The sequence below is a fragment of the Acidicapsa acidisoli genome (assembly GCF_025685625.1).
Lineage (GTDB): Bacteria > Acidobacteriota > Terriglobia > Terriglobales > Acidobacteriaceae > Acidicapsa > Acidicapsa acidisoli.
In genome coordinates, this window is record NZ_JAGSYI010000003.1 from 827,995 (window position 1) to 850,403 (window position 22,409).

The window sequence follows — 22,409 nt, forward strand, 5'->3', positions numbered from 1 at the left end:
AACCTCCCATACCGAGGGCGGGAGGACGATGCCGTTAAACCGCATGCAACGCTCCGAAACTGCTGCATCGAAACCGTTCCGCCAACGCCAGACGGCGAAGGGATTGCGGTTCCGGCGAGTTCCGTACCAACTTTTTCCGTGTTGGCAAAGCGCTGTACGTGGACTACCCGTCTCTGCGTGCTCATTCACCCAATCCTGCCGGGGCTGTTTGCAATCGAAACCTGCCGGCGAAGTGATTGATAATACTTGTCTTCCTGATTCAAACCGCGAACCGGAAGGAAAAACCTGATACAACCTGTGGAAATACCTAGTTCACAAAACGGCGCATGCGGACGTTCATAACCACACCCAGCGCCAGAAAGGTGAACAACACCGAAGACCCGCCGTAACTCATTAACGGTAAAGGAATTCCGGTGACTGGCATAAAACCGATGACCATGCCTACGTTGACCGCAATTTGAAAGGTCAACACGGCTACGACTCCCATAACCAGAAGCGAGCCGGACATGTCTGCGGCAGTTTGAGCGTTCTGAATCAAACGCATCAATATCACGAAGTATAGCAGCAGAACCAGAAACGCGCCGGTGAAGCCGTGCTCCTCGCTGAACGCGGCGAAAATGAAGTCCGCGTGAGGGATAGGCAGAAAATCCCCCTGCGTCTGCGAGCCCTGTTCCGCGCCCTTGCCCCACACCCCGCCCGACCCAACCGCGATCAGCGACTGGCGAATCTGGTATCCCGATCCGCGCGGATCATTATCCGGATTGATGAAGCTCGTCAGCCGGGCCTTCTGGTACGGCTTCAGAATCTTCCCGCTCGACCAGACCCCGACAATCGCCAGCAGACCCACCGTTCCCAGGATCGCGGCCTGCTTCCACTGAATCCCACCCAGAAAAAGCCCCGCCAGCAGAATCGGCGTATACGTCAGCGCAGTTCCAAGATCCGGCTGCATCAGCACCAGCACCATCGGCAATCCCACCAGCGCTATTGCCTTGAAAATCTCCGGCCAGCTCAGCCGTTTTCCGCCCAGATTGGCAAAGTACAGCGCCATCAGCACAATCAGCACCAGCTTGAACCACTCCGAAGGCTGAAAGCTGATCGGCCCCAGCTTCAACCATCGCTTCCCACCCAAAGCCCTGTGCCCAAAGAGTTTAACCGCCACCAGCGCCAGCAGGAAAAACCCGTAGAGATACCAAACGATATCCAGCAGCTTGTGGTAATCGATTTTCGCCATGATGAACATGGCGACGAGCCCGCCCGTAATCCAATAGAGCTGTTTGGTATGAAATCCCACATACCGCGTATGCAGCGTCGCCGAATAAATCTCAAACACCGAGATCGTGCACAGAACCAGCACCATGCCCAGCAACGGCCAGTCGAAATCCCGAAAGCTCAGGTACCGCCGCATCAGCGAATCACCCCGCGAAACCGCTCCGGCAGCCCTACCTCAGACTCCTGAAGCTTTCGCTCACCCGGCCCATTTCCAGAACCATCGCCTGATTGAATGAAGGGTACGGGCTTCAGCCCGTACATCAGATCAGCAGAAGCAACCGGGGCTTTAGCCCCTGAGGTCTGCGTTGCCTTCCCCGGCCCGCGATCTGGAAAAATTGAGTCACTCTCCTGCTGCAACCCCGTTCGCTGACTCGGCGTAATCTCAAACCGCCCGGCAGCCATCCGCGGTTCTCCGGATCCGTCACCTTTTCGCCCAGACTGCGTCTGCGGCACAGACCACACCGCCCCTACCTCGACCGGCGCGGTCGGTTTATTCGCCTGCAGCAGAAGATTCCCCTCCTGCCGACGCTTCTTGTTCACATACGCCGTAATCACCTGAGCCGCCAGCTTCGCCGACCCCGAACCCCAGTCGCCATGCTCCTGCAAAACGACAACTGCAATTTCCGGGTTACGCCGCGGAGCCATCCCCACAAACCAGGCATTCGGAGTCTTCGCTCCGCCCTTGTTGTGCGTGTCCCCGCCCGCAACTACCTGCGCCGTGCCCGTCTTGCCGGCGAAATCGATTCCCTCCAGATGCGCGCCCTCGGCCGTATGGTAAAGACCAGGTTGCGTTGCCTGCGCCATACCCTCCGTAACCGTCGTCCACGTATCGGGAGCCAATTCGACCTGTTTGTCGCCGGAACCGGGATACGTCTCCTGAACCGCCTGCTGAAATTGCGCCGGAACCTGCCCCGGCATCACCACACGCGGCCTCACCAGATGCCCATCCGAAGCAATCCCGCTCAGCGCCCTCAGCAGCTGAATCGGCGTAACATCCACCGCGCCCTGGCCAATTCCCACCGAGATCACCTCGCCCGCATACCATTTCTCATGGAAGGTCTTCATCTTCCACTGCGTCGAGGGCATCACACCCATCATCTCGCCCGGCAAATCGATCCCCGTCTTCGAGCCAATCCCCAGCGCAGTCGCATACTTGGCAATCGTGTCGATGCCGAGCCTCTGCGCCAGCGTATAAAAATACGTGTCGCACGACTCCGGAATCGCCTCATGGATACTCAAAAGCCCGTGGTGATGATCGCACTTGAAGAAATGCCCGTAAAAATCCGCGCCGCCCGAGCAGTTCACCTTCAGATTCTGCGCAATCCCCTCCTCAAGCCCGGCCACCGACATAATCACTTTGAACGTAGACCCCGGCGCAAGCTGATCCTGAATCGCCTTGTTCATCAGCGGATGATTCGGATCGGTAATCAGCTTGTTCCAGTCAGACCGGCCAATCCGGACCGCAAAAGCATTCGGATCGAAGCTCGGATGCGAAACCATCGCCAGAATCTCGCCATTGCGCGGATCCATCGCCACCAAAGCTCCATTGGCATCGCCCAGCGCCAGTTCCGCCGCCCGCTGAATATCAATATCGATGGTCAGCTTCAGATCCTGCCCCGGGGTCGCCAACTGAATGCCGCGCCGCCCCACCTCGCGGCCATGACTGTCCACAATCACGTCCATCGAGCCATCCTGCCCGCGCAGCAGCTCGTCGTAAGTCTCTTCGACACCAGCCTTGCCGACCACGTCCCCGGGCTCGTAGTAAGCAAACTTGGGATTATTCAGATCCTCTTCGCTCACCTCGCCCACGTACCCGATCAGGTGCGAAGCAAACCCATCCCGCGGATACAGCCGCCGCTCCTCGTCAATCGTTTCCAGCTCCGGAAGTTCGTTGCTGTGCGCCGCAATGAAAGCCTGCTCGTCCGGAGAAATATCCTGTTTGATCGGAATCGGCTGATACCCCGGCGCCAGCCGAAAGTGATGCAGCGTCGCCTGCAACTGCTCCAGGTCCAGATTCAACCCCTTTGCAATCAGCGGCAGATCGGCATCGATATCCCGGTTCTGCTCCCGCACAAGAAAGCACGAGACGGAAGGGTAGTTGTCGACCACCAGCCGCCCCTCGCGATCCAGCAGTTTGCCCCGCGCCGCCAGCACCGGCACCTTGCGGATACGATTCTGCTCCGCCAGCACCCTCCAACTATCGCCGCCCAGCACCTGCAAGCGCCACAATCCACCCACCAGCACCAGCATCATGATTAAAATGCCGTACTGCACCGCGGTCAGTTTCAGCGCCGGCAGCTTCTCATCGCGATTCACCTTGTCAATTGCCATAAAACCCAGCTTTCAGCCACTAGCCGCCAGCTACTAGCTTATCTGCTTCGGCGCCCCAACACTGTTGACTCCGCAGTTGCCTTTTCGTTGGCTCGTAGCCAGAAGCCGGGTGCCCTACCCTCGCCGAGTCGTTGTTTTTCCGGCTAGAGTGGGGGACCCGCAAAATCCAGCCGCCAACCTAATCCCGCATCTGCGTCCGGTCCAGCAAGGGAAACAGCACCAGCCCGATCACACCATTGCCCGCCGCCCGCAACACCTCTTCCAGCCAATTCGACTGCCAGTCCAACCCCAACAAAATATGGACGACAAACAGAACCAGCGCGCTCGAAAGCAGCGTAAAGGCAAAATTCAGCACCATCCGGATGAAATTGTTCTCCACCACGATCCGGATGCCGATCGAAGCCGCCAGAAAACCCACCACCGTATTCGCGATCCCATGAATCCCGATCGCACCCTGCGTCAGGCCATCCTGCGCCATGCCCAAAACCGCGCCCAGCAGCGTCCCGTGAATCGGACTCCTCCGGTTGAGCGCAAAGTAGATGGTCACCAGCAGCGGCAGATCCATATACGCAAAGCGCCCGAGCACCCGCGGTAGCCAGGCCTGAAGCACCAGCGCCACCAGCGGCACCAGCAAATAAACGAGCAGCGGATAGCGCCGAATCTCCAGATCGCGCCGATAACCAGGGATAAGACCTTGCACGCCTATTGGGTCCTCCCCGAATTCTGCGGCGTCTTGGATGCCTGCTTCGGCTTGGAACCAGACGTCCCGTTATCTTCCCCAGAAGCACCCGAATTCGTGTCCTGATTCGTATCCGAACCAGCCGCTCCCGGCGTAAACCGATCCGGATGCGCCGCCGGCAAAGGCTTCGCAGTCGCCGGAACCGTCGGCGTCGGCGCAACCGGCTTCCCATCCGGCCCCACCTTCGGAGCCGCAGCCGCAGGCGCATTCGGGTCCTGCAACCCCGGCAGCCGCTCTTCCATCTCCGCCGCGGCCTTCTTGCGCTCCGCTTCCGCAGCAGCCTCCGCCGCCACTACCGCGCCCTTCAGATCCTCGCTCGTCGCCAGATCCGCCTTCTGCTGCGCCGAAAGATGCGCATCCAACGAAGTAATCACCAGCACCTCGTCCAGATGCTGCAAATTCGCCGCCGGAGTCACGATCACATTGATGAACGCACCCCGCTCCGCATCGCGCACTACCTTTTCGACCACCCCAACCGGCAGCCCGCGCGGAAAAATCTGATCCCCGCCCGCCGTCAGCACCCGCTCACCCGGCTGAATCCGCGAATCCGCCAATATATTGATCACCTGCGGCTGCCCCATCGCATTGCCGCGCAAAATGCCGCGAATCCGCGTCTTTTCCAGCACCACTCCAGCCCCGCTCGTCTGGTCGTTGATCACCAGCACCTGCGCCGAGTGCGGAAAAACATCGCGCACCTTGCCGACAATCCCGTCGCCCGTGATCACCGCCATATCCGGCGCCAGCCCGTCCGCCGAACCCTTGTCCAGATAGATCACATGCGACTGCATGCTCCCGCTCGTCCCAATCACCTGCGCCGCAACCGTCGCGTACGCATAGCTCTCGCGAAACTTCACCAGTTCCTGCAGCCGCTGCCCCTGCAAGGCATCCTCATGCAGCTCCGCCTGCTCCAGCCGCAGCCGGTCAATCGTCTGCAGTAGCTGCCTGTTCTCATCCCTGGTATGGCGCAGGTCAACATACTCGTTCCACAGCCCGCCCAAACCCTCCGACGAACCATGCATCAGCCGCTCAAACGGCGTCACCATCCCTGCCGCCCACAGCCGAATCACCAACACTCCGCGCCCATCCTTCGCCGAATGCACCGCCGGGCCACCCGGCACATTCGCCGCCACCGGCACAGGCCTGCGCACCTGCACCGCAAGCCCCATCATCTGCAGCAGCAAAGCCGCCAGCAGCACGATCAGGTTGCGATACCGGCTGAAAAACGATTCCATAGAGTCGTTCTTAATCGATTTTGATCTTGCGCAGCAGCCGGAAGTCGGACAGCATCTTGCCCGTTCCCAGCACCACCGAGGCCAGCGGATCGTCCGCCACCGAAACCGGAAGCCCGGTCTCCTCGCGAATCCTCTTGTCGAGGTTCTTAATCAACGCTCCGCCGCCCGTCAGCACAATCCCGCGGTCCGAAATATCCGCCGAAAGCTCCGGCGGCGTCCGCTCCAGCGCCACGCGAATCGCATTCACAATCACCGAAATGCATTCCGCCAGCGATTCGCGAATCTCGGTATCGTCAATCGTGATCGTCTTCGGCACGCCCTCAATCAGATTGCGCCCCTTGATCTCCATCGTCAGCGGCTTGTCCAGCACATACGCCGACCCGATCTCGATCTTGATCTGCTCCGCCGTCCGCTCGCCAATCAGCAGATTGTATTTCCGCTTCAGATAATTGGTGATCGCCTCGTCCATCTGGTTCCCGGCCATTCGGACCGACCGCGAATACACAATGCCCGACAGCGAAATCACCGCAATGTCGCTGGTCCCGCCGCCAATGTCGACGACCATGTTCCCGTAGGCCTCGGTAATCGGCAACCCCGCGCCAATCGCCGCCACCATCGCCTGCTCCACGAGATAAACCTCGCTGGCCTTCGCGCGATACGCCGAATCCTCCACCGCGCGCTTTTCCACCTGCGTAATCTCCGAAGGCACGCCAATCACAATCCGCGGATGCACCAGCATCTTCCGGTTATGCGCCTTCTGGATGAAGTAGTTCAGCATCTTCTCGGTGACCTTGAAGTCGGCAATGACGCCGTCCTTCATCGGCTTGATGGCCACAATATTGCCAGGCGTCCGGCCCAGCATGTCCTTGGCCTCTTTGCCCACGGCCTCCACCTCGCCGGTGTTCTTGTTGATGGCCACTATGGAGGGCTCATTGACAACAATGCCCTTGCCGGCGGCGTACACCAGTGTGTTGGCAGTGCCAAGATCGATCGCCAGGTCGCTCGAAAACATGCTGAACAGGGAGCGAAGACCGTGCGAACGCGAAGGACGCGAGGGATAACCGTTCGATGACATTCTTGAATAAACTCTCTACGCCTTATTGTACGGCCATAAAGTCATCAGCGCGGACGGTGGAAAATCATACCAAATCGCGGTAACCAATCCACCAACTCCACCCTCCCAACCAGACCAATCGCGGGAACAAAGCCCGACGCCCAAAACCAGAGCGGCGGAAACCCATCAGAGTAGGTTCCCGCCTGCCCGGTTGTTGGTTGTTGGCAATGACCGATTTCTTAGTTGCCCGTACCCGCCAGCGTTACCGATTGCGGAGACAAAGCTCCACTATCGGAAATGCTCAGAGTAGCCTTGTAAGCTGCTGCTGCCGCCGGGTGAAAGGCCACATACACCACGCAACTCGCCGCCGGAGCCAGCGTCGCGCCGCAGGTATTCAGCTCCTCAAAGTCCGTCGGATTGGTCCCCGTCAGCGTAATTGAGGTCAAGGTCAACGTAGCCGTTCCGCCATTGGTCAGCGTCACAGCCTGCGCCGCGGAAGTGGTTCCGTGAGTCGTCGTCGGGAAGCTCAGGCTGGTCGTACTCAGCTTGACCGAGGGTGCCGTGGTTCCAGTTCCCGTCAGCGTCACCTTCTGCGGAGAGCCGGTGGCATTGTCCGTCACGCTGAGAGTTCCCGAAAGTGCCGCCGCCGAAACCGGCTTGAACGCCACATACAGCGAACAGGAAGCGCCAGCCGCCAGCGATGTGCCGCAAGTGCCGATCTCCTCAAAGGAGCTCGCGTTTGTTCCACCAAGCGCGATCGAGCTGACCGTAACCGCCACCGTTCCCGTGTTCTTCAGCGTCACAATCTGGGCGTCGCTCGTCACTCCCACAACCGTTGCCGGGAAAGCAATCGTAGTCGGCGTCAGCGTAACCGTCGGCGTCGAAGCGGCTACCCCAGTCCCGCTCAGCGCAACCTTCTGCGGTGAGCCCGTCGCATTGTCCGCAACCGCTAGCGAAGCCGTCAGGGCACCCGTCGCCACCGGTTTGAACTCCACCGAAACCGTGCATGTTGCGCTCACCGCCAGAGAAGTTCCGCAGGTTTTGGCCGAAATCACAAACGAAGTCGGGTCAGTTCCGGTCAAAGTCTCCGAAGTCAGCGTAAGAGCCGCCGTCCCGGAATTCTTCACCGTCACCACCTGCGCCGCGGTCGTCACTCCTACCGTCGTCGAAGCAAACGTCAGACTCGTAGGCGACAGCGTCACCGCAGGTACCCCCACTCCCGTTCCACTCAGCGCAACCGCCTGCGGAGAACCAGTTGCGTTGTCCACAACCGAAAGTGAAGCCGTCAAAGCACCCGCCGCCAGAGGCTTGAACTCCACCGAAACCGTGCAAGTCGCACCCACCGCCAGCGAAGTTCCGCAAGTCGTCGCCGATTTGAGGAACGAAGTAGCGCCCGTCCCGGTAATCGTCTCCGAAGACAGCGTCAAAGCCGCCGTCCCCGAATTCTTCACCGTCACCACCTGCGCCGCTGTTGTCACTCCCACCGTCGTCGAAGCAAACGTCAGGCTCGTAGGCGACAGCGTCACCGCAGGTACCCCCACTCCCGTTCCACTTAGCGCGACCGCCTGTGGAGAACCAGTAGCGTTGTCCGCAACCGAAAGCGAAGCCGTCAGCGCGCCCGCCGCCAGGGGCTTGAACTCCACCGAAACAGTGCAAGTCGCACCCACCGCCAACGAAGTACCGCAAGTCGTCGCTGACTTCACAAACGAAGTGGCCCCAGTCCCTGTCAAAGTCTCCGAAGTCAGCGTAAGAGCCGCCGTCCCGGAATTCTTCACCGTCACCACCTGCGCCGCTGTTGTCGCTCCCACCGTGGTCGAAGCAAACGTCAGACTCGTAGGCGACAGCGTCACCGTCGGTACACCCACCCCCGTTCCACTCAGCGCGACCGCCTGCGGAGAACCAGTAGCGTTATCCGCAATCGCAAGCGAAGCCGTCAGAGCACCCGCCGCCAGCGGTTTGAACTCTACCGAAACCGTGCAAGTCGCACCCACCGCCAGCGAAGTCCCGCAAGTCGTCGCCGACTTCAGGAACGAAGTAGCGCCCGTCCCAGTGATCGTCTCCGAACTCAGCGCAAGAGCCGCCGTCCCGGAATTCTTCACCGTCACCACCTGCGCCGCCGTCGTCACCCCTACCGTGGTCGAAGCAAATGTAAGACTCGTCGGCGAAAGCGTCGCCAAAGGCACACCCACCCCGGTTCCACTCAGCGCAACCGCCTGTGGAGAACCAGTAGCGTTGTCCGCAACCGAAAGCGAAGCAGTCAGTGTTCCGGTCGCCGTTGGCTTGAATTCGATGGAGACGGTGCAGGTGGCTCCGGCGGCCAGGGTGGTGGAGCAGGTCTTCGCCGAGATCAAGTACGAGCTCGGGTCGGCTCCGGTGAGGGTTTCCGAGGACAGCGTTATGGTGCTGGTGCCGGTGTTCTTCAAGGTCACCGACTGTGTGGCACTGGTTACGCCAACTGTGGTGGATGGGAAGGTGAGGCTGGTCGGAGTAAGCGTGACGGAGGTAGTTCCGACGACGGAGGACCAGTTGTTGACCAGGTTCGTCACGTTCAGCGTGCCCAGGCCGGTTGCGTCGTCATAACCCGTGCCCGCCGCAAAACCGCTCAGGATGCCGAGTGGATCGCCGCTCGTATTGGTCACGCAGTTGGGGTCGCCGGTGATGCAGACCTGCGCATTCGTGCCCTGCGTCACGTCATAGAAGATGCACGAGTTGCCGTTGGCCACGGTGGAAGAGTTGCAATTGGTTCCCGCCGATTTCTGATTGGCATAAAGCTTATAGAAGGCGGGGTTCGCCAGCCCCTGGAAGGCGCCGGTCTTCTGCACCACCAGCGCCATGACGCCGGCCATCAGCGGAGACGAAGCCGATGTGCCGCCCACCTGCTGCGCTTCAATGCCGCTCGCCGAAGTGTAACTGCAGGCCGCGGCCCCCGCCGAGTCGCAGAGCAGGATCGCGCTGCCATTGACCGTCGAGGGGAATCCTCCCGAGGCAAACAACGAAACGTCCGGTACGTCGCGGTTGGTACTGGAGCTTCCATAACCGGTCTGCCAGGAAGGCTTCGCATAACCGCCCGCGCAAGTGGAGGATGTCGTCCCTGTGGGCTGTGTGCAATGGCTGATGCCGCCGCTGCCGCCCGTGATCACGATCAGGCCATCAAAGAAGCCGCTGTCGTAGTTGATCAGCCCGTTGCAAAGCTGCTCCGGATTCGCCGCCCCGAATAATCCATCAAGCAACGGATTGGTGCAGGTCGAGTTCCACGGTACTTCGGGCATAATGCCCTTTGCCGTCTGGAACTGAGGCCCATCGGTCGAGTTCCAGTAGGTCGAAGTACCGTTGGCCACAAAGCTCCAGGTGAAGTCTGTTCCACCCACCGCGGTCACAAACGGGCTGGAAGCCATGCCGTTCACCTGCAAGCCGATTTTGTCGGCGTTCGGGCCCTGCTGATCGGAGCTGGTGCAGCCTGCCGATCCCTGGTCGCCCGCCGACTCAAAGATGCTGATGCCTTCCGTCGCGCCCTGCTGCCATACCGTGTTGTAAGCCGAGTTGCCGGCGGTGCCGAGTTCCAACTCGCACTCGCCATAGCTCGCGCTCATGATGTGCGCCACTTCGTTGTCGATGATGTACTCATCGGAGAGCATGTCTGCGCCGGTCGTCGCCGTCGATGACGATACCACCATCACAATCTGCGCGCCCGGCGCCGTCGCACCGGACATCTCCACATCCAGCGAATTCTCGAGCTGGCCGCCGTCGCCGTCGGCTCCGGGATCGGTGCCATTCACAATGGTCTTCAGCGTCATCGCCGGCAGTCCGAAGGTCGAGCGGAAGTTGGTCACGTCCGCCTGCGAGATGTCGCTCACGCCGGAGATGGCAATCGTCACGCCTTTGCCGTTGATCGGCGAGCTGGCCGTCCACAGCGGCAAAATGTTGTAAATGGTGGCAAAGTCGTACGGCGTCAGATCTTCGTAATTGTCGCCATTGGCTGCATACGTCAACTGCGGCGCCACTCCTCCGCGCAGCACAGCCGCCGCATTCTTCACCTCCGGATGCGCGATCGGATACACCTTATCTGGCGTACCCGGCTGCGGGTCAACCAGGGTTTCCTTGCCGGTCTTGGGATCGAGCCTGACATACTTACCCACCACATGCTGCGGTTTGCCAAAGAAGTCATGCAGAGAGGCAATGCCGGTCACCACTGGAGCCAGCGCTTCGGGAATCGAAGGGTCGCGGTCGTTGGCAATGTGCGCTTCGCCGTTCACCTGGTAGCGGTGCATTTCCACCTGGAAGGCTTCCTGGACCTGCGCCGCCGTGCCCGAGAACTGGATCATCGTCCGGCCCTTGTTCACGTCGTAGATCTCGAACCCATGGTTTTGCAGCCAGCTCGTCACCGCCGTCACGTCCGCATCGGAAGGCCCATACAGCCGGCCAAACTCCTCCGCATGAAGCCAGTGATGAAAATCCGCGGACTTCGGGTCATATTGCCGCTCATTGAACGCCGCCAGCGCCGCTTCCTGCTCCGGACTGCGCTTCAGCACCAGAACCACCCGCTCCAGCAGCTTCCCAGGCTCGACCCGGCCTTTATCAAACTCCTTCCGCGCCATCGGATGCACATTGCCGGCCAGCGTCACCACCTTCGCATCCTCCACATGCTCCACCACACGCGATGGAACCGCCAGGCTATCCGAGCCCGCACTCTGCGCCGTTGCCGGAACCACCATCCCGATTCCGATCACCAGAAAAGCCAGAACGTGAGTGAGATTGAAAACTCGCATGATTCTCTTCCTCTTTGGCTCGGCGCAGAATCTCGCGATTCCCGCAGCTTCACAGAACAAACCCATCCACACTTAAAGCGAGATGAGAAAGACGATTGAAAGAATTTGCTGGTGCAGAACGGTTTGAATCTGGGGAGGGCGACTCGAAGACAGGGGAAATAAGCACGCGCTGTACTGGATTTGAACTAGATCGGTTAACCCATGAATTCGGACCACACCTTTCCCACCCCGCCCAGGACCAAAGACAGTCTGCGGTCGAAATCTAAGAGTCTGAAATTCTCGTGGGGAGAGCCTGTTACCTGATACTGCGAGAAAGAAGCAGAAATCCCGTCATCCAAACACGTCACCAGCGCAGATTTTTATCTTTATCTATCCCAACCACAAAAATCAGCCCAATTCCCGCCGTTGCCGGGTGCCCCATTCTTGACGCGCACTTTGCGTCAAGGGTGGGAAACCGCAAAAGCCAGCCCCGTTCTTGCCTTTGCCGTTGCCTTTCTGTCTGTCATTCCCGAAGGGAATCTGCTGTTCTCAGGCCGCGAAATCCACCCGCAAATTGAGCGCCTACCCAAGACCAAGCGCCAACGGCGCGCACCATCCCAGCCCAGGCCATCGGCCTGGGTCCGAAAGCCAAATAGAAATCAAGGGCTGAAGGCCCGGCTTACCCTGATCTTAGGTTTCTGCTGGCAGGCTCGTTACTATGACTTCGACGTATTGACACACACCCCAGGCATGTAGAGAAGCTGAAATACAGGCACCGCAATCCCGTAAAACGCGAGCTGGCAAAGAAGCCGGAAGACTGGCCCTGGTCCAGTTGCACACACTATTTAACAGGCCAATCAGGCATCGTTGAGATCGAGTCGTGGTGGACGACGACCGAAAGAGAATCAGGCTTGACCGAAACCCAGGTCTCAAAGACGAAACCTAGGGCACCCTCACCTTCCGCTGCCACCTGCGAGGAAGAATAAGATCTGGGTCACCTGGCCAGTCGAAGCCCCTGCGTGAGCGGAGCTTCTTTGGCGCGTCATGGCTAACTGAGCCGTGAAAGTCTCTAATCTGTGGTGAATGCAACGACGGCGTCCCCCGTCTTAGTCCCCCACATACCATGCCCCCCTGCTGCTATAACTACAAATTGCCGACCATTTACTTCGTATGTCATCGGCGTCGATTGTGCCGGAGCTGGAAGATTTCCCTTCCAGAGTTCCTCTCCCGAAGAAGAATCATATGCTCGCAGCAGAGGTTCTCGCGTTCCTGCGGCGAACACCAATCCACCAGCGGTCACGATCACACCGCCAAGGCTTAAAGACCCAGCCTCAACTCCTTCTTCCTGTCTGCCATGTGGCCGCTCCCAAACAATTTTTCCAGTCTGCAGATTCAATGCTGTGACAGTACCCCACAAGCCAGGTGTGCAAGGCATTCCCTCGTGATCGCGAATAGGATGCCGATACAGACTATATGGAGCCTTACTCTGAGGAGACCGATCATCGCCAAAGCCAGCTTGGACAGTTTGCATCAACAATTGTTCTGCTTGCTTCTGCTGGCCGCGCCAAAGGAAAACCGAAATGAGCACAAGCAGCACCAATCCAAGAAGCTTCCATCGATCTCTCAATTTTGTCCCGAACAATAGAACAAGTGCTGAAACAATTGCCAGGACTAAAAGCGCGAAAAAGCGAAGACGATAGGTAATTCCCGCGATGCTGACGATTTTCCGCAATCCAGTATCGCTGGGAATCAATTGAACGGCATAGGGAAGCCGATTCGTGTTTGCGAAGAGAACTCCGCTGGCCGGGTCAAATGCCGCTGACCCCCAATTTACACCGCCAACGCTTCCGGGAAATACCAAAGTCCCCTTCAGCGAAGGAGGTGTGTAGATTCCGTCATATCGAAGCTTGGAAATCTGAATCTTGCAGAATTCATCTTCTGGACCTGATCGGCCGGGTGCGCCTCCGCTTGGCAATTTAAGGGGCGAAAGAGGCGGAAGTACCGAGAAGGGCTGCGTCTTCGAAACAACTTCGCCAGGCACATCGCTTTCTGGTACCGGTCGCTCTTCAACCGGGAACAATGGCCGTCCCGTTCTTCGATCCAGTACAAAGACCATACCCATCTTTGTAGTGATCGCTATTGCTGGAGTATTTCTGCGCCATGTGAACAGGAGCGGTTCGCTGGCCACGTCGTAATCCCACAAATTGTGGTGAACGACCTGAAATGCCCAAACCTTCTTTCCCGTCGCAGCTTCAATTGCAACAACAGAATCAGCATCACGTCCATCTCCGGGCCGCATACCGCCGTAGTAGTCCGGGGAAGCACTTCCTGTTGGGACATAGAGCAAGCCTAAGCTTTCATCCGCCGCAATCGTGCTCCAGGAATTGGCGGCTCCGGTCGGCACAGATTGAGTTGCGCCCCATGGTATTGGTTCCCAGGTCCACAGCGGTTGGCCGGATATGACATCGTATGCTCTTACGGTTCCCTTAGCCTGATCTACTGCTTGGTTATCCGGAATGGAAGATCCCACGACGATAACATTTCCCAATATTGTCGGTGCGGAGGTCACATGAAAATCTCGATCATTGCCCTTTAGACCAGCTTTCAGGTCAACCCTCCCGTGCATTCCAAAGTGTTCGCACGGCTGGCCAGTTGTTGCATCCAGACCAAGTAGTTGCCCGTCAAGGGTGCCGACAAATATTCTGTTCGAACATGGATTCTGCCCCCCCCCCCCCGCTCCACGCAGCAACGCCTCTCGAAGTAATGATGTCGCCTTCGTTCAATTGACTCAGTTGCGGTTGATATCTCCAACGCTCGCTCCCCGTCAAAGGATCCAGCGCAATAACCTCGTCAAATGGCGTACTTAAGTACAAAAGGCTGCGGAATAGAATCGGCGTTGCTTCAAAAGCTGCAGAGAGGCTTCCTGACCGCCCCGAATCCAGAGCGCGAGAGTGATAAACCCAGGCCGAATGCAAATGTTTGACATTGCTCTTATTGATCTGGTCCGCGATCGAATATCTTTGTCCACCGATGTCCCCTCCATAGGCAGGCCACCCTGCGGACAGGGTCTGGGCGCCTCCATCGGGAAGGAAACTCACGACCAAGACGACGCAGCAGGCGACAGCCCTGCCAAAACTGAAGATCCCCGGTAATTGCATTCAGCTTCCGTCCCTCAAAAACTCCCGCCGAACCGCGACCATTGACAGCGCAAGGGCCGGACACCACAACGCCCACCCCGGTTCTTCCTGTTGACAGCCATCCAAAGATGGACCATCTTTCCAATAGAGGCAGGGCATGACTCCGATCAACCTCACCGCCGCCCTCAAGGACGCTCCCATAGGCGAGTGGCTGGCCCTGTCCTACGCCCGCGACCGCATCGTAGCACATGCCCCAAATCTCTCAGACGCCAAAGAAGCCGCTCACAAGCTCGGGGAAGCAATGCCCATTATGATGAAGGTCCCCCCGCCTCACGCGCTGATCCTATAGTCCGTCCAAAAATTGGTTTTCCGAAATGCCCGCCGGTAACTCAGTTCACCCAGAGCTGTCTTATAACTGTGGAACAAAGCCAAATCCCCATTCGCTGTAACAAGGCACAAAATACCATAATTCCCGGCAACCGCAACCCCAACAAAACAATCCGCCTGCAACAAACCCAGACAAGCCCCTCCCCATTCAACTTTGAATGCTCTACGTGGAACAATTCCACGCTCCCGCACCCAACTCGCGAATTCGTAGCCAGAATTCGAAAAATGCCCTTGACAATCCATCCGATCACGCAGTAATTTGCCGTTAGGTTAATTAACCTTTTGGCAAATTAAATGACCGATCCCCTCAGCGCCACCTTCGCAGCACTCTCCGACCCCACTCGCCGAGCGATTCTGGCTCGCCTGGCCCTCGGCGAAACCTCGGTGAAGGAGCTCGCTCAGCCCTTCTCAATCAGTCCACCCTCCATCACCAAGCACCTCAAAGTCCTCGAGCGCGCTGGACTCATCCGGCGAAGCCGCGACGCACAATGGCGTCCCTGCCGCCTCGAAGCCGCACCGCTCAAGGACGTATCCGAGTGGGTCGAGCGCTATCGCTCCCAATGGGAGCACAGCCTCAACCGACTCGACGACTATCTATCCGCACTCGAACCAAAGGAGACAATGAAACATGCTCGCAACCGCAAATCATGAAGTCACCGTAGCCCTCCCATCCGACCGGGAGATCGAATTCACCCGCACCTTCGCCCGCCCGCGCCACCTGCTCTTCGACGCCTGGACCCAGCCCGAGCACCTGCGCCAGTGGATGGGCTGCGAGGGTTCTTCGCTCACGCTCTGCGAAATCGACCTTCGCCCCGGCGGCCAATGGCGTCGCGTAATGCGCATGCCCGACGGCAGCGAACATCCCTTCCACGGTGTCTATCGCGAGATCGTGCCCAATGAGCGCCTTGTCTACACCGAGTGCTACGACATGCCCGCCATCGGAAGTCCCGAGTGGCTGACGACAGTCCTGTTCGAAGAAGTCGACGGACTGACAAAACTCACCCACTCGATTCTTCACAAGTCGCGGGAAGTTCGGGACGCCCATCTCCAGGCAGGAATGGAAGCAGGCACAATTCAGATCCTGAATCGCCTTGACGCCCATGTCGCCTCGATCACAAACCCTGCGTAACAAGTGGGTCAGAACCCCAACCGAGGTAGTTGGCCCGTACGCTCAAGCGAAACTGCCTCGGTAAACATCTTCGACCTTGCACAAAATTATCCCCTCGCGGCGCATACTGAAATGAGTGCACATTTTGTATCTGCTTCCACCAGCGCCGAGCACAAAAAAGCAGCTCAAAAAAGCGTCATAAAACGCCCCAAAAGCGCACTTTAATGCACCTGAATCTTCCTTTAACCCATTTGGAATAAGCAAGATATACGCAAAAATCAGGTACCCCCTACCCCCTCCCTCGGGAAAACACGCCAGATTCACTATTTCTTCGCCTTCCGGATTTGCGATAAGCTGAGAGGTTGGCCTTTGCCGCGCGGCATCGGCAATCAATCTCAGACGAGCAAAGCGAGGAATCTCCGTGGCAGGCAAGCTTTATCACAATCTCATCGGCGGCGAATGGATGGCCTCCAAAAGCGGTCAAACCCTCCAGAACATCAACCCCGCCGACCGCTCCGACATAGTAGGCATCTTCCCCGCCTCCAACGCGGAAGACGTAGCCCTCGCCGTAGCCGCCGCGAAAAAGGCCTTCGCCACCTGGCGCCTCGTTCCCGCACCCAAGCGCGCCGAAATCCTATACAAAACAGGTCAGTTGCTGGCTGAACGCAAAGAGCAGTTCGCCCGCGAAATGACCCGCGAAATGGGCAAAGTCCTCGCCGAAACCCGAGGCGACGTGCAGGAAGCCATCGATGAAGCCTACTACGTAGCCGGAGAAGGCCGCCGTCTCTTCGGCGTCACCGTCCCATCCGAACTTGCCAATAAGTTCGCCATGTCCGTCCGCATGCCGGTCGGTGTTATCGGCATGATCGCCCCATGGAACTTCCCCATGGCCATCCCGTCCTGGAAGCTCTTCCCCGCACTGGTCGCCGGCAACACCTGCGTTATCAAACCCGCCGAAGACACCCCGCTCTCCACTTACAACCTCGTCCAGACCCTGATCGACGCAGGCCTGCCGCCGGGAGTGGTCAACATAGTCTCAGGCTACGGTCCCGAAGCCGGAGCACCCCTTGTAGAGCACCCGGATGTTCGCGCCATCAGCTTCACTGGCTCCAGCGCTGTTGGATCGCATGTGGCCCAGCGCGCTGCAGCAAACTTTAAACCGGTTTCGCTGGAGATGGGTGGCAAAAACGCCATGATCGTGATGGACGACGCCAACCTAGAATTGGCCCTCGAAGGCGCGCTCTGGGGAGCTTTTGGCACCACCGGACAGCGCTGCACGGCCACCAGCCGAATTCTTCTTCACGAATCGATTGCCGCTACATTTACCCAGCGTCTGGTCGCTCGCGCTGAGGCGCTTAGTGTCGGCAACGGCCTCGATGACGGAATTGAAGTCGGCCCGCAGGTGAACGAGCAGCAGATAGAAACCAGCACTAGGTATTGCGAAATTGCTGTCGCGGAAGGGGCAAAGCTGCTCACCGGCGGCAAGCGCCTGATCGACGGCCCCTACGCCAAAGGCACTTTCTTCGCGCCTACGGTCTTTGGTTCAGTCACGCCTGCGATGCGTATCGCCCGCGAAGAGGTTTTCGGCCCCGTCGTTTCGCTGATCGAGTTCTCGACCTTTGAGGAAGCCATCGAGATTGCCAATTCCATCGACTACGGACTCTCCACTGCGCTCTACACCAAGGACATCAACCGTGCCTTCACGGCGATTCGCGACCTCGAAGCCGGCATTACTTACATCAATGCCCCGACGATCGGCGCGGAAGTCCACCTGCCCTTTGGCGGAGTCAAGCAGACCGGGAATGGCCACCGCGAAGGCCTAGGCGCGCTCGACTTCTACACGACATGGAAGTCGGTATACATCGACTCCAGCAATACCTTGCAGCGCGCGCAGATCGACAACGCGGAATAACACCCCCAAATGCTTGCAGCATTGACGCGCCCTCTGTATATTGCAAAAATATACAGAGGGCGTTCTTGCACTACATTGGGTTTGATTGGGACGAGGGAAACGCAAGGAAGAATGAGAAGCACGGCGTGTCCACCTCAGAAGTTGAGCAGGTGTTCTTGAATACGCCGTTGCTGCTCGCTCCGGAGGTGAAACACAGCCAGAAAGAGGCTCGGCTACACGCTCTCGGCAGAACGGACCAGAACCGTTGGTTACATATCACCTTCACCGAACGCAGCAATGGCGAAATGATCCGCCCAATATCAGCACGGTCGATGAATCGAAAGGAAAGGGCAGTTTATGAAAAAGCCACTCAAGCCCATACCTGAGTTCGCGAACGAGGCCGAGGAACGCGCATTTTGGGAATCGCCGGAGAACGACAGCACCGAATACGTTGACTGGAGCAAGGCAAGATTGGTGTCGTTTCCCAAGCTCCACCCCTCGACAGAGACGATCTCGCTTCGCATGCCCGAGGATCTCTTGAACACCATTCGAAACCACGCGCGTAGGCTCGACGTTCCCTACCAGTCGCTCATCAAGCTGTGGTGTGCTGAAAAGGCTGCTGAGTTGACACACATATCTGGGAATGCAAGCCGTACCACCAAGCCCGTACGCTCATAAGCGACGGCATCGGCTCCGTAAGACTCTGCGTCGATGCCAACTACACTCATCAACACGTCCAGATCGATAACGCGGAGTAATTTCGGCTCGCATGAGCCGAAATTCTGTTCGAAGCTTCCATAATTTTCTTGAATCGAATCGCTAGTAGGATTATCTTAGATATATCTTAAGATATATCGTGAGTCGTTCGCCCGATATATCGGGAACACCAAGGAGGAACACCATGTTTGGAAGAGACAAGTTTGGAAAGTTTGCAGAAGGACGATTTGCGGAATCTCAGTTTACTGAGGGCAGGCCGGAATCGAGGCAGGAAGGGCGTTGCGGGCATCACCGCGAGGAGCGCCATCACGGCCGTTATGGGCGGGAGATGTTTGAGGGATTCATGGGCCGTCATGGGCGTGGATTTGGCGGCGACCGGGAACGGTTGTTCGATAGCGGAGAGTTGCGGCTTGTGATCCTACAGCTTGTCGCCGAGAAGCCCAGCTATGGCTACGAAATCATCAAAGCCATTGAAGAGCGGCTTTCCGGCGGCTATGCGCCGAGCCCTGGAGTCGTCTACCCAACGCTGACGCTGCTCGAAGAAGAGGGTTATGCCACTTCCTCGGCGGAGGGCAACAAGAAGCTGTACACCGTAACTGAGTTGGGTACGGAGTATCTCAAAACCAACAAGGCGACGATCAAGGCGATCTTCGGCCGAATGGAACAGGCCAGTGATGTGTTTGGGCGGGGGCGTTCGCCGCAGATCATGCGCGCCTTCATGAACCTGAAATTCGCAATGAAGATGCGCGCCGCGCAGGGCGATCTCACGCCTGAGCAGACGCGCAAGATCGCGGAAGCCATTGATGCAGCGGCAAGGGTGATCGGTGAGGTTTGAGGCTGTCCTTGCGTCTCATGCACCTCATGGTCTCCCGTCGTATGCCACAACAACAGAGTGGGCCAAAAATGGGCCAGAGCCCCCGGAGACAACTACGATGCAGGAAGAGATACAGGCGCTGGAGGCGCAACGCAAAAGCTTGCAGCTTCTGGTCGGCGAATTGTTGATTGCCAACCAGAAGCTGCGATTGGAGATCGCGAAATTAACGAAGGTGAGTGAGACTAGCGGGCAGGCCACTCATCCACAACCACGCCTAGATCATTGAGCTGCTGGATTGCAGCCTCGATCTGGCGGCGGATAGCAGGCCGCTGTTTCTTGTCCGCCAGCGGAGACTCTTCGATGGCGACGACGCGTCCATAGGGCCACGCGCTTTCGGGCAGCGCAATCAGCGCTTCCACCAGATCCTGCTGGCGAATCTGCACCTCCTGGCGTCGCGCTGCAGATGGCCGGAGCAGGCCGCCCTTGCCGAGTTGACTGGGATTGGCGTCCCCCTGGATGATGCGGAGATTGATCATTTGCGCGTCGAAGCTGAGGAAGGGATTGGCCCACTGCCCCGGCTCATGCACATCGACGTATCGGCTCTTGGTCGGGAGAGCGATGCGGGCCAGTTGCGCTCGCTGCTGGTCTTTTTGGGCGGACGCAGCTTGTGCCTTATGCTCGGCGGCTTCGGCGGTGCTGGCGACTTTGCTGACTGCCTGCTCTTCCTTGCGGCAACCGGAGAGAAGAGTGGTGATCGTGAGGAAAACTACGGCAAATGCCCTTAATCGAGAAGAGGATGTCACAGGAATCAGCATATCAATTCTGTCTTAGCCCGTCTGTAGAACCCGGACATTCCTACTTCCCGGTCCATGTTGCGGGGCGTTTGGCCAGGAACGCCGTAGTGCCTTCCGCTTTGTCTTGAGTCGCGCAGCATTGCCCAAAATGCCGGGCTTCCTCGGCCAGGCCGTCCTCAAGGGAACGATCGAGGCCGGAGTCGACAGCCAGCAACGTTCGCTCGATCGCAATCGGGGCGTTGCCTGCAATTTCATTCGCCAGTTCTTCAGCGCGGGCCATCAACTTGTCTGACGGAAGCACTTCATCGACAAGGCCGATTCGCAAGGCCTCTGAGGCGGGAATAATCGCGCCGGTCAGCAGCAACTTCAAGGCTGCGCTTGGGCCGACCAGGCGCGGCAGCCGTTGTGTGCCGCCGAAGCCGGCGATCACGCCCAGCTTCACTTCCGGTTGCCCGAGCTTTGCCGTCTCGCTCGCCAGCCGCAAGGTGCAGGCCATGGCCAGTTCGCAGCCACCGCCGAGCGCGAAGCCGTTGATGCAAGCGATCACCGGCTTACCCAGCGTCTCGATGCAACGGAACACTTCCTGGCCTCGTCGTGCATAGGCCCGTCCCGTCTCGGCGTCGAGACCGGCGAGTTCGGAAATATCCGCGCCAGCGACAAAGGCCCTTTCGCCTGCTCCGGTCAGCAGGATCACGCGGACCTCGGGGTCTGCTGCGGCATCTTCCAGCGCCGCGGAAAGCTCTTCCAACGTCGCAGCGTTGATTGCATTCAACACCTTTGGGCGATGGATGGTGATCACCGCGAGGGGAGCACGTTTTTCGAGCAGAACATTTTCAAACTCCATGTCGGTCTCCTCATGAGATGCCGGGAATCAGATCCGCTTGATGAGATCTTTGGCCATCGCATCCAATACGCCGTTCAGGAAGCTCACGGACTCCGGTGCGGAATATCGCCGCGCAATCTCAAGCGCCTCATTGATGACGATTGGGAAGGGAGTGCCTTTGAAGCCGAGCATTTCGGCAGCAGCCAGCCGGAGAACATTCCTGTCCACCCCTGGCATTCGCTCAAGACGCCAATTGACGAGGTGCTGCACGATGAGCGCATCAATCTCGTCAGAGCGCACGGTGGCCATGCGGTAGAGGTCTTCGGCGAAGCTGCGCACCTCAGCATCCGACTCTTCGCGAGCCAGCCAGAAGGTTTTGCGCACCTGCTCGGGCGTCTGCTTGCCGAGGTCGCCCTGGAAGAGCATCTGCATCGCCAGTTCGCGGGACTTGCGCCGCGTTCCGGTTGTCATGCACCCTCGCTGTTTTCGCGGTCCACGAGCTTGCGATGCAAAGAGACCATCTCGATGGCCGCGATGGCCGCTTCAAAGCCCTTGTTGCCGGCTTTTACGCCGGCGCGGTTGAGGGCCTGTTCGAGGGTTTCGCAGGTGAGTACACCAAAGGCGTGAGGGATGCCGGTTTCCTGTTGCGACTGACCGATTCCCCGCGCGACTTCGTTATAGATCGCCTCATAGTGCGCGGTTTCGCCGCGGATCAGGCAACCGAGGGTAATGATCGCGTCGACGGAGCCGGGGCCTCCAAAGGTGGGTGACCGATCGGCGATGGTTCGGGCTGCGGCTGCAACCTCCCATGCGCCCGGCACGCGCACGATTTCGATGTCCCGGCGCGCCGCTCCGCTGCGCAAAAGGGCGTCGAGAGCACCGTCAAGAAGCCGGTCGGTGATGACCGCGTTCCAGCGTGCTGCGACGATGGCAAAACGCATCCCTTCGGCGGATAGGTCGCCCTCGACGGCAATCGGCTTGCCGCGGAGCGGGTCAGCCCACTCCCAGAAGGCGAAGACGTGGCCTGAGACGGGTTCCGCAGTGAAGATACGGGATTTCCAATCCGTCTCAGCGACCGGCGAAATGTGTCCGGCTGTCTCTTCGCCCTGGCCGCGAAACCACATGATCGCGGCTTCGCGGACTGCGTCTAACTGCGTTACTTCTATGAGAACGTCGGTAACCGAGGGCATCGTGCCGTCTACAATTTCGAGATTTCCCAGTGGCGCGAGAAAGGACGCGCCGCGGCTGGAGTCTTCGTTCCAACCGCTTCCGGGAGTAAAGCCCAGGACAGAAAAAAAGCTCGCCAACCGTTCGTAGGTGTTGGCTGTTGCCGCTGGGCGCAAAATGGAAATGCCCTTAATCATAGTT

Annotated in this window: 19 protein-coding genes and 1 pseudogene; 7 read left to right on the forward strand and 13 right to left on the reverse strand. The window is 58.6% G+C overall.

Annotated features, from left to right (window positions below):
* Positions 1-307 precede the first annotated feature (307 nt).
* The 9 genes and pseudogenes from rodA to OHL23_RS29210 form a co-directional block, all read right to left on the reverse strand.
* Positions 308-1,405 carry a rod shape-determining protein RodA gene (rodA, locus tag OHL23_RS21300; protein ID WP_263353981.1) on the reverse strand — a complete coding sequence of 366 codons (1,098 nt, stop codon included), beginning with the start codon at positions 1,403-1,405 and terminating at the stop codon, positions 308-310.
* Positions 1,405-3,600: a penicillin-binding protein 2 gene (mrdA, locus tag OHL23_RS21305; RefSeq protein WP_263353982.1), complete on the reverse strand. Its 2,196-nt coding sequence runs from the start codon at positions 3,598-3,600 to the stop codon at positions 1,405-1,407. The genes rodA and mrdA overlap by 1 nt, the downstream gene beginning before the upstream one ends.
* A gap of 178 nt (positions 3,601-3,778) precedes the next feature.
* Positions 3,779-4,300, reverse strand: coding sequence for a rod shape-determining protein MreD (gene mreD / locus OHL23_RS21310; RefSeq protein ID WP_263353983.1), 522 nt, complete (start codon positions 4,298-4,300; stop codon positions 3,779-3,781).
* A gap of 2 nt (positions 4,301-4,302) precedes the next feature.
* Positions 4,303-5,571, reverse strand: coding sequence for a rod shape-determining protein MreC (mreC, locus tag OHL23_RS21315; RefSeq protein WP_263353984.1), 1,269 nt, complete (start codon positions 5,569-5,571; stop codon positions 4,303-4,305).
* Between the two features lie 10 nt (positions 5,572-5,581).
* Positions 5,582-6,646 (reverse strand): rod shape-determining protein, encoded by a 1,065-nt coding sequence (locus OHL23_RS21320; RefSeq protein WP_317891713.1) that lies wholly within the window; start codon positions 6,644-6,646, stop codon positions 5,582-5,584.
* A 218-nt stretch (positions 6,647-6,864) separates the two neighbouring features.
* Positions 6,865-11,391, reverse strand: a complete 4,527-nt coding sequence (locus OHL23_RS21325) for a choice-of-anchor D domain-containing protein (protein ID WP_263353985.1) — start codon at positions 11,389-11,391, stop codon at positions 6,865-6,867.
* Between the two features lie 1,048 nt (positions 11,392-12,439).
* Complete coding sequence (locus tag OHL23_RS21330; protein WP_263353986.1) at positions 12,440-13,102, reverse strand: outer membrane protein assembly factor BamB family protein; 663 nt, start codon at positions 13,100-13,102, stop codon at positions 12,440-12,442.
* Positions 13,103-13,117: 15 nt separating this feature from the next.
* Positions 13,118-14,119: pseudogene (locus OHL23_RS29205) on the reverse strand (pyrroloquinoline quinone-dependent dehydrogenase); the annotation flags it as partial.
* A complete protein-coding gene (locus tag OHL23_RS29210; RefSeq protein WP_449701820.1) occupies positions 14,052-14,528 on the reverse strand; it encodes a hypothetical protein in 477 nt (158 codons plus the stop codon). The pseudogene OHL23_RS29205 and the gene OHL23_RS29210, both read right to left, overlap by 68 nt.
* Before the next feature lie 136 nt (positions 14,529-14,664).
* Between OHL23_RS29210 and OHL23_RS21335 the strand changes: the two genes are divergently transcribed.
* From OHL23_RS21335 to OHL23_RS21365, 7 genes are all read left to right on the forward strand, one after another.
* Positions 14,665-14,856, forward strand: coding sequence for a hypothetical protein (locus OHL23_RS21335; protein WP_263353987.1), 192 nt, complete (start codon positions 14,665-14,667; stop codon positions 14,854-14,856).
* A 332-nt stretch (positions 14,857-15,188) separates the two neighbouring features.
* Positions 15,189-15,545 carry an ArsR/SmtB family transcription factor gene (locus OHL23_RS21340; protein ID WP_263353988.1) on the forward strand — a complete coding sequence of 119 codons (357 nt, stop codon included), beginning with the start codon at positions 15,189-15,191 and terminating at the stop codon, positions 15,543-15,545.
* Entirely contained in the window at positions 15,523-16,023 is a 501-nt protein-coding gene (locus OHL23_RS21345; protein ID WP_263353989.1) for an SRPBCC family protein, read from the forward strand. The genes OHL23_RS21340 and OHL23_RS21345 overlap by 23 nt, the downstream gene beginning before the upstream one ends.
* Before the next feature lie 400 nt (positions 16,024-16,423).
* The gene (locus OHL23_RS21350; RefSeq protein WP_263353990.1) at positions 16,424-17,914 is read left to right on the forward strand and encodes an aldehyde dehydrogenase family protein; all 1,491 of its coding nucleotides are present in this window, start codon (positions 16,424-16,426) and stop codon (positions 17,912-17,914) included.
* Positions 17,848-18,279, forward strand: coding sequence for a BrnT family toxin (locus OHL23_RS21355; RefSeq protein WP_263353991.1), 432 nt, complete (start codon positions 17,848-17,850; stop codon positions 18,277-18,279). The genes OHL23_RS21350 and OHL23_RS21355 overlap by 67 nt, the downstream gene beginning before the upstream one ends.
* Positions 18,251-18,571 carry a BrnA antitoxin family protein gene (locus OHL23_RS21360; protein WP_263353992.1) on the forward strand — a complete coding sequence of 107 codons (321 nt, stop codon included), beginning with the start codon at positions 18,251-18,253 and terminating at the stop codon, positions 18,569-18,571. The genes OHL23_RS21355 and OHL23_RS21360 overlap by 29 nt, the downstream gene beginning before the upstream one ends.
* 223 nt (positions 18,572-18,794) lie before the next feature.
* Positions 18,795-19,445 carry a PadR family transcriptional regulator gene (locus tag OHL23_RS21365; protein ID WP_263353993.1) on the forward strand — a complete coding sequence of 217 codons (651 nt, stop codon included), beginning with the start codon at positions 18,795-18,797 and terminating at the stop codon, positions 19,443-19,445.
* Between the two features lie 221 nt (positions 19,446-19,666).
* Here OHL23_RS21365 and OHL23_RS21370 read toward each other — a convergent pair whose 3' ends face one another.
* Genes OHL23_RS21370 through ribH form a run of 4 tightly spaced genes read right to left on the reverse strand, consistent with a single transcriptional unit; the run spans position 19,667 to position 22,405 of the window.
* Entirely contained in the window at positions 19,667-20,239 is a 573-nt protein-coding gene (locus OHL23_RS21370) for a hypothetical protein (RefSeq protein ID WP_263353994.1), read from the reverse strand.
* Between the two features lie 40 nt (positions 20,240-20,279).
* A complete protein-coding gene (locus tag OHL23_RS21375) occupies positions 20,280-21,062 on the reverse strand; it encodes an enoyl-CoA hydratase-related protein (RefSeq protein WP_263353995.1) in 783 nt (260 codons plus the stop codon).
* A 27-nt stretch (positions 21,063-21,089) separates the two neighbouring features.
* Complete coding sequence (gene nusB / locus OHL23_RS21380) at positions 21,090-21,512, reverse strand: transcription antitermination factor NusB (RefSeq protein ID WP_263353996.1); 423 nt, start codon at positions 21,510-21,512, stop codon at positions 21,090-21,092.
* A complete protein-coding gene (gene ribH / locus OHL23_RS21385) occupies positions 21,509-22,405 on the reverse strand; it encodes a 6,7-dimethyl-8-ribityllumazine synthase (RefSeq protein WP_263353997.1) in 897 nt (298 codons plus the stop codon). The genes nusB and ribH overlap by 4 nt, the downstream gene beginning before the upstream one ends.
* Positions 22,406-22,409 lie beyond the last annotated feature (4 nt).

Excerpts from the sequence above, each read along its gene's own strand:
- rodA (WP_263353981.1), bottom strand. The coding sequence starts at position 1,405 with ATGCGGCGGTACCTGAGCTTTCGGGATTTCGACTGGCCGTTGCTGGGC.
- mrdA (WP_263353982.1), bottom strand. The coding sequence starts at position 3,600 with ATGGCAATTGACAAGGTGAATCGCGATGAGAAGCTGCCGGCGCTGAAA.
- mreC (WP_263353984.1), bottom strand. The coding sequence starts at position 5,571 with ATGGAATCGTTTTTCAGCCGGTATCGCAACCTGATCGTGCTGCTGGCG.
- OHL23_RS21320 (WP_317891713.1), bottom strand. The coding sequence starts at position 6,646 with ATGTCATCGAACGGTTATCCCTCGCGTCCTTCGCGTTCGCACGGTCTT.
- OHL23_RS21325 (WP_263353985.1), bottom strand. The coding sequence starts at position 11,391 with ATGCGAGTTTTCAATCTCACTCACGTTCTGGCTTTTCTGGTGATCGGA.
- OHL23_RS29210 (WP_449701820.1), bottom strand. The coding sequence starts at position 14,528 with ATGCAATTACCGGGGATCTTCAGTTTTGGCAGGGCTGTCGCCTGCTGC.
- OHL23_RS21335 (WP_263353987.1), top strand. The coding sequence starts at position 14,665 with ATGACTCCGATCAACCTCACCGCCGCCCTCAAGGACGCTCCCATAGGC.
- OHL23_RS21340 (WP_263353988.1), top strand. The coding sequence starts at position 15,189 with ATGACCGATCCCCTCAGCGCCACCTTCGCAGCACTCTCCGACCCCACT.
- OHL23_RS21345 (WP_263353989.1), top strand. The coding sequence starts at position 15,523 with ATGCTCGCAACCGCAAATCATGAAGTCACCGTAGCCCTCCCATCCGAC.
- OHL23_RS21355 (WP_263353991.1), top strand. The coding sequence starts at position 17,848 with ATGGAAGTCGGTATACATCGACTCCAGCAATACCTTGCAGCGCGCGCA.
- OHL23_RS21360 (WP_263353992.1), top strand. The coding sequence starts at position 18,251 with ATGAAAAAGCCACTCAAGCCCATACCTGAGTTCGCGAACGAGGCCGAG.
- OHL23_RS21365 (WP_263353993.1), top strand. The coding sequence starts at position 18,795 with ATGTTTGGAAGAGACAAGTTTGGAAAGTTTGCAGAAGGACGATTTGCG.
- OHL23_RS21370 (WP_263353994.1), bottom strand. The coding sequence starts at position 20,239 with ATGCTGATTCCTGTGACATCCTCTTCTCGATTAAGGGCATTTGCCGTA.
- OHL23_RS21375 (WP_263353995.1), bottom strand. The coding sequence starts at position 21,062 with ATGGAGTTTGAAAATGTTCTGCTCGAAAAACGTGCTCCCCTCGCGGTG.
- nusB (WP_263353996.1), bottom strand. The coding sequence starts at position 21,512 with ATGACAACCGGAACGCGGCGCAAGTCCCGCGAACTGGCGATGCAGATG.
- ribH (WP_263353997.1), bottom strand. The coding sequence starts at position 22,405 with ATGATTAAGGGCATTTCCATTTTGCGCCCAGCGGCAACAGCCAACACC.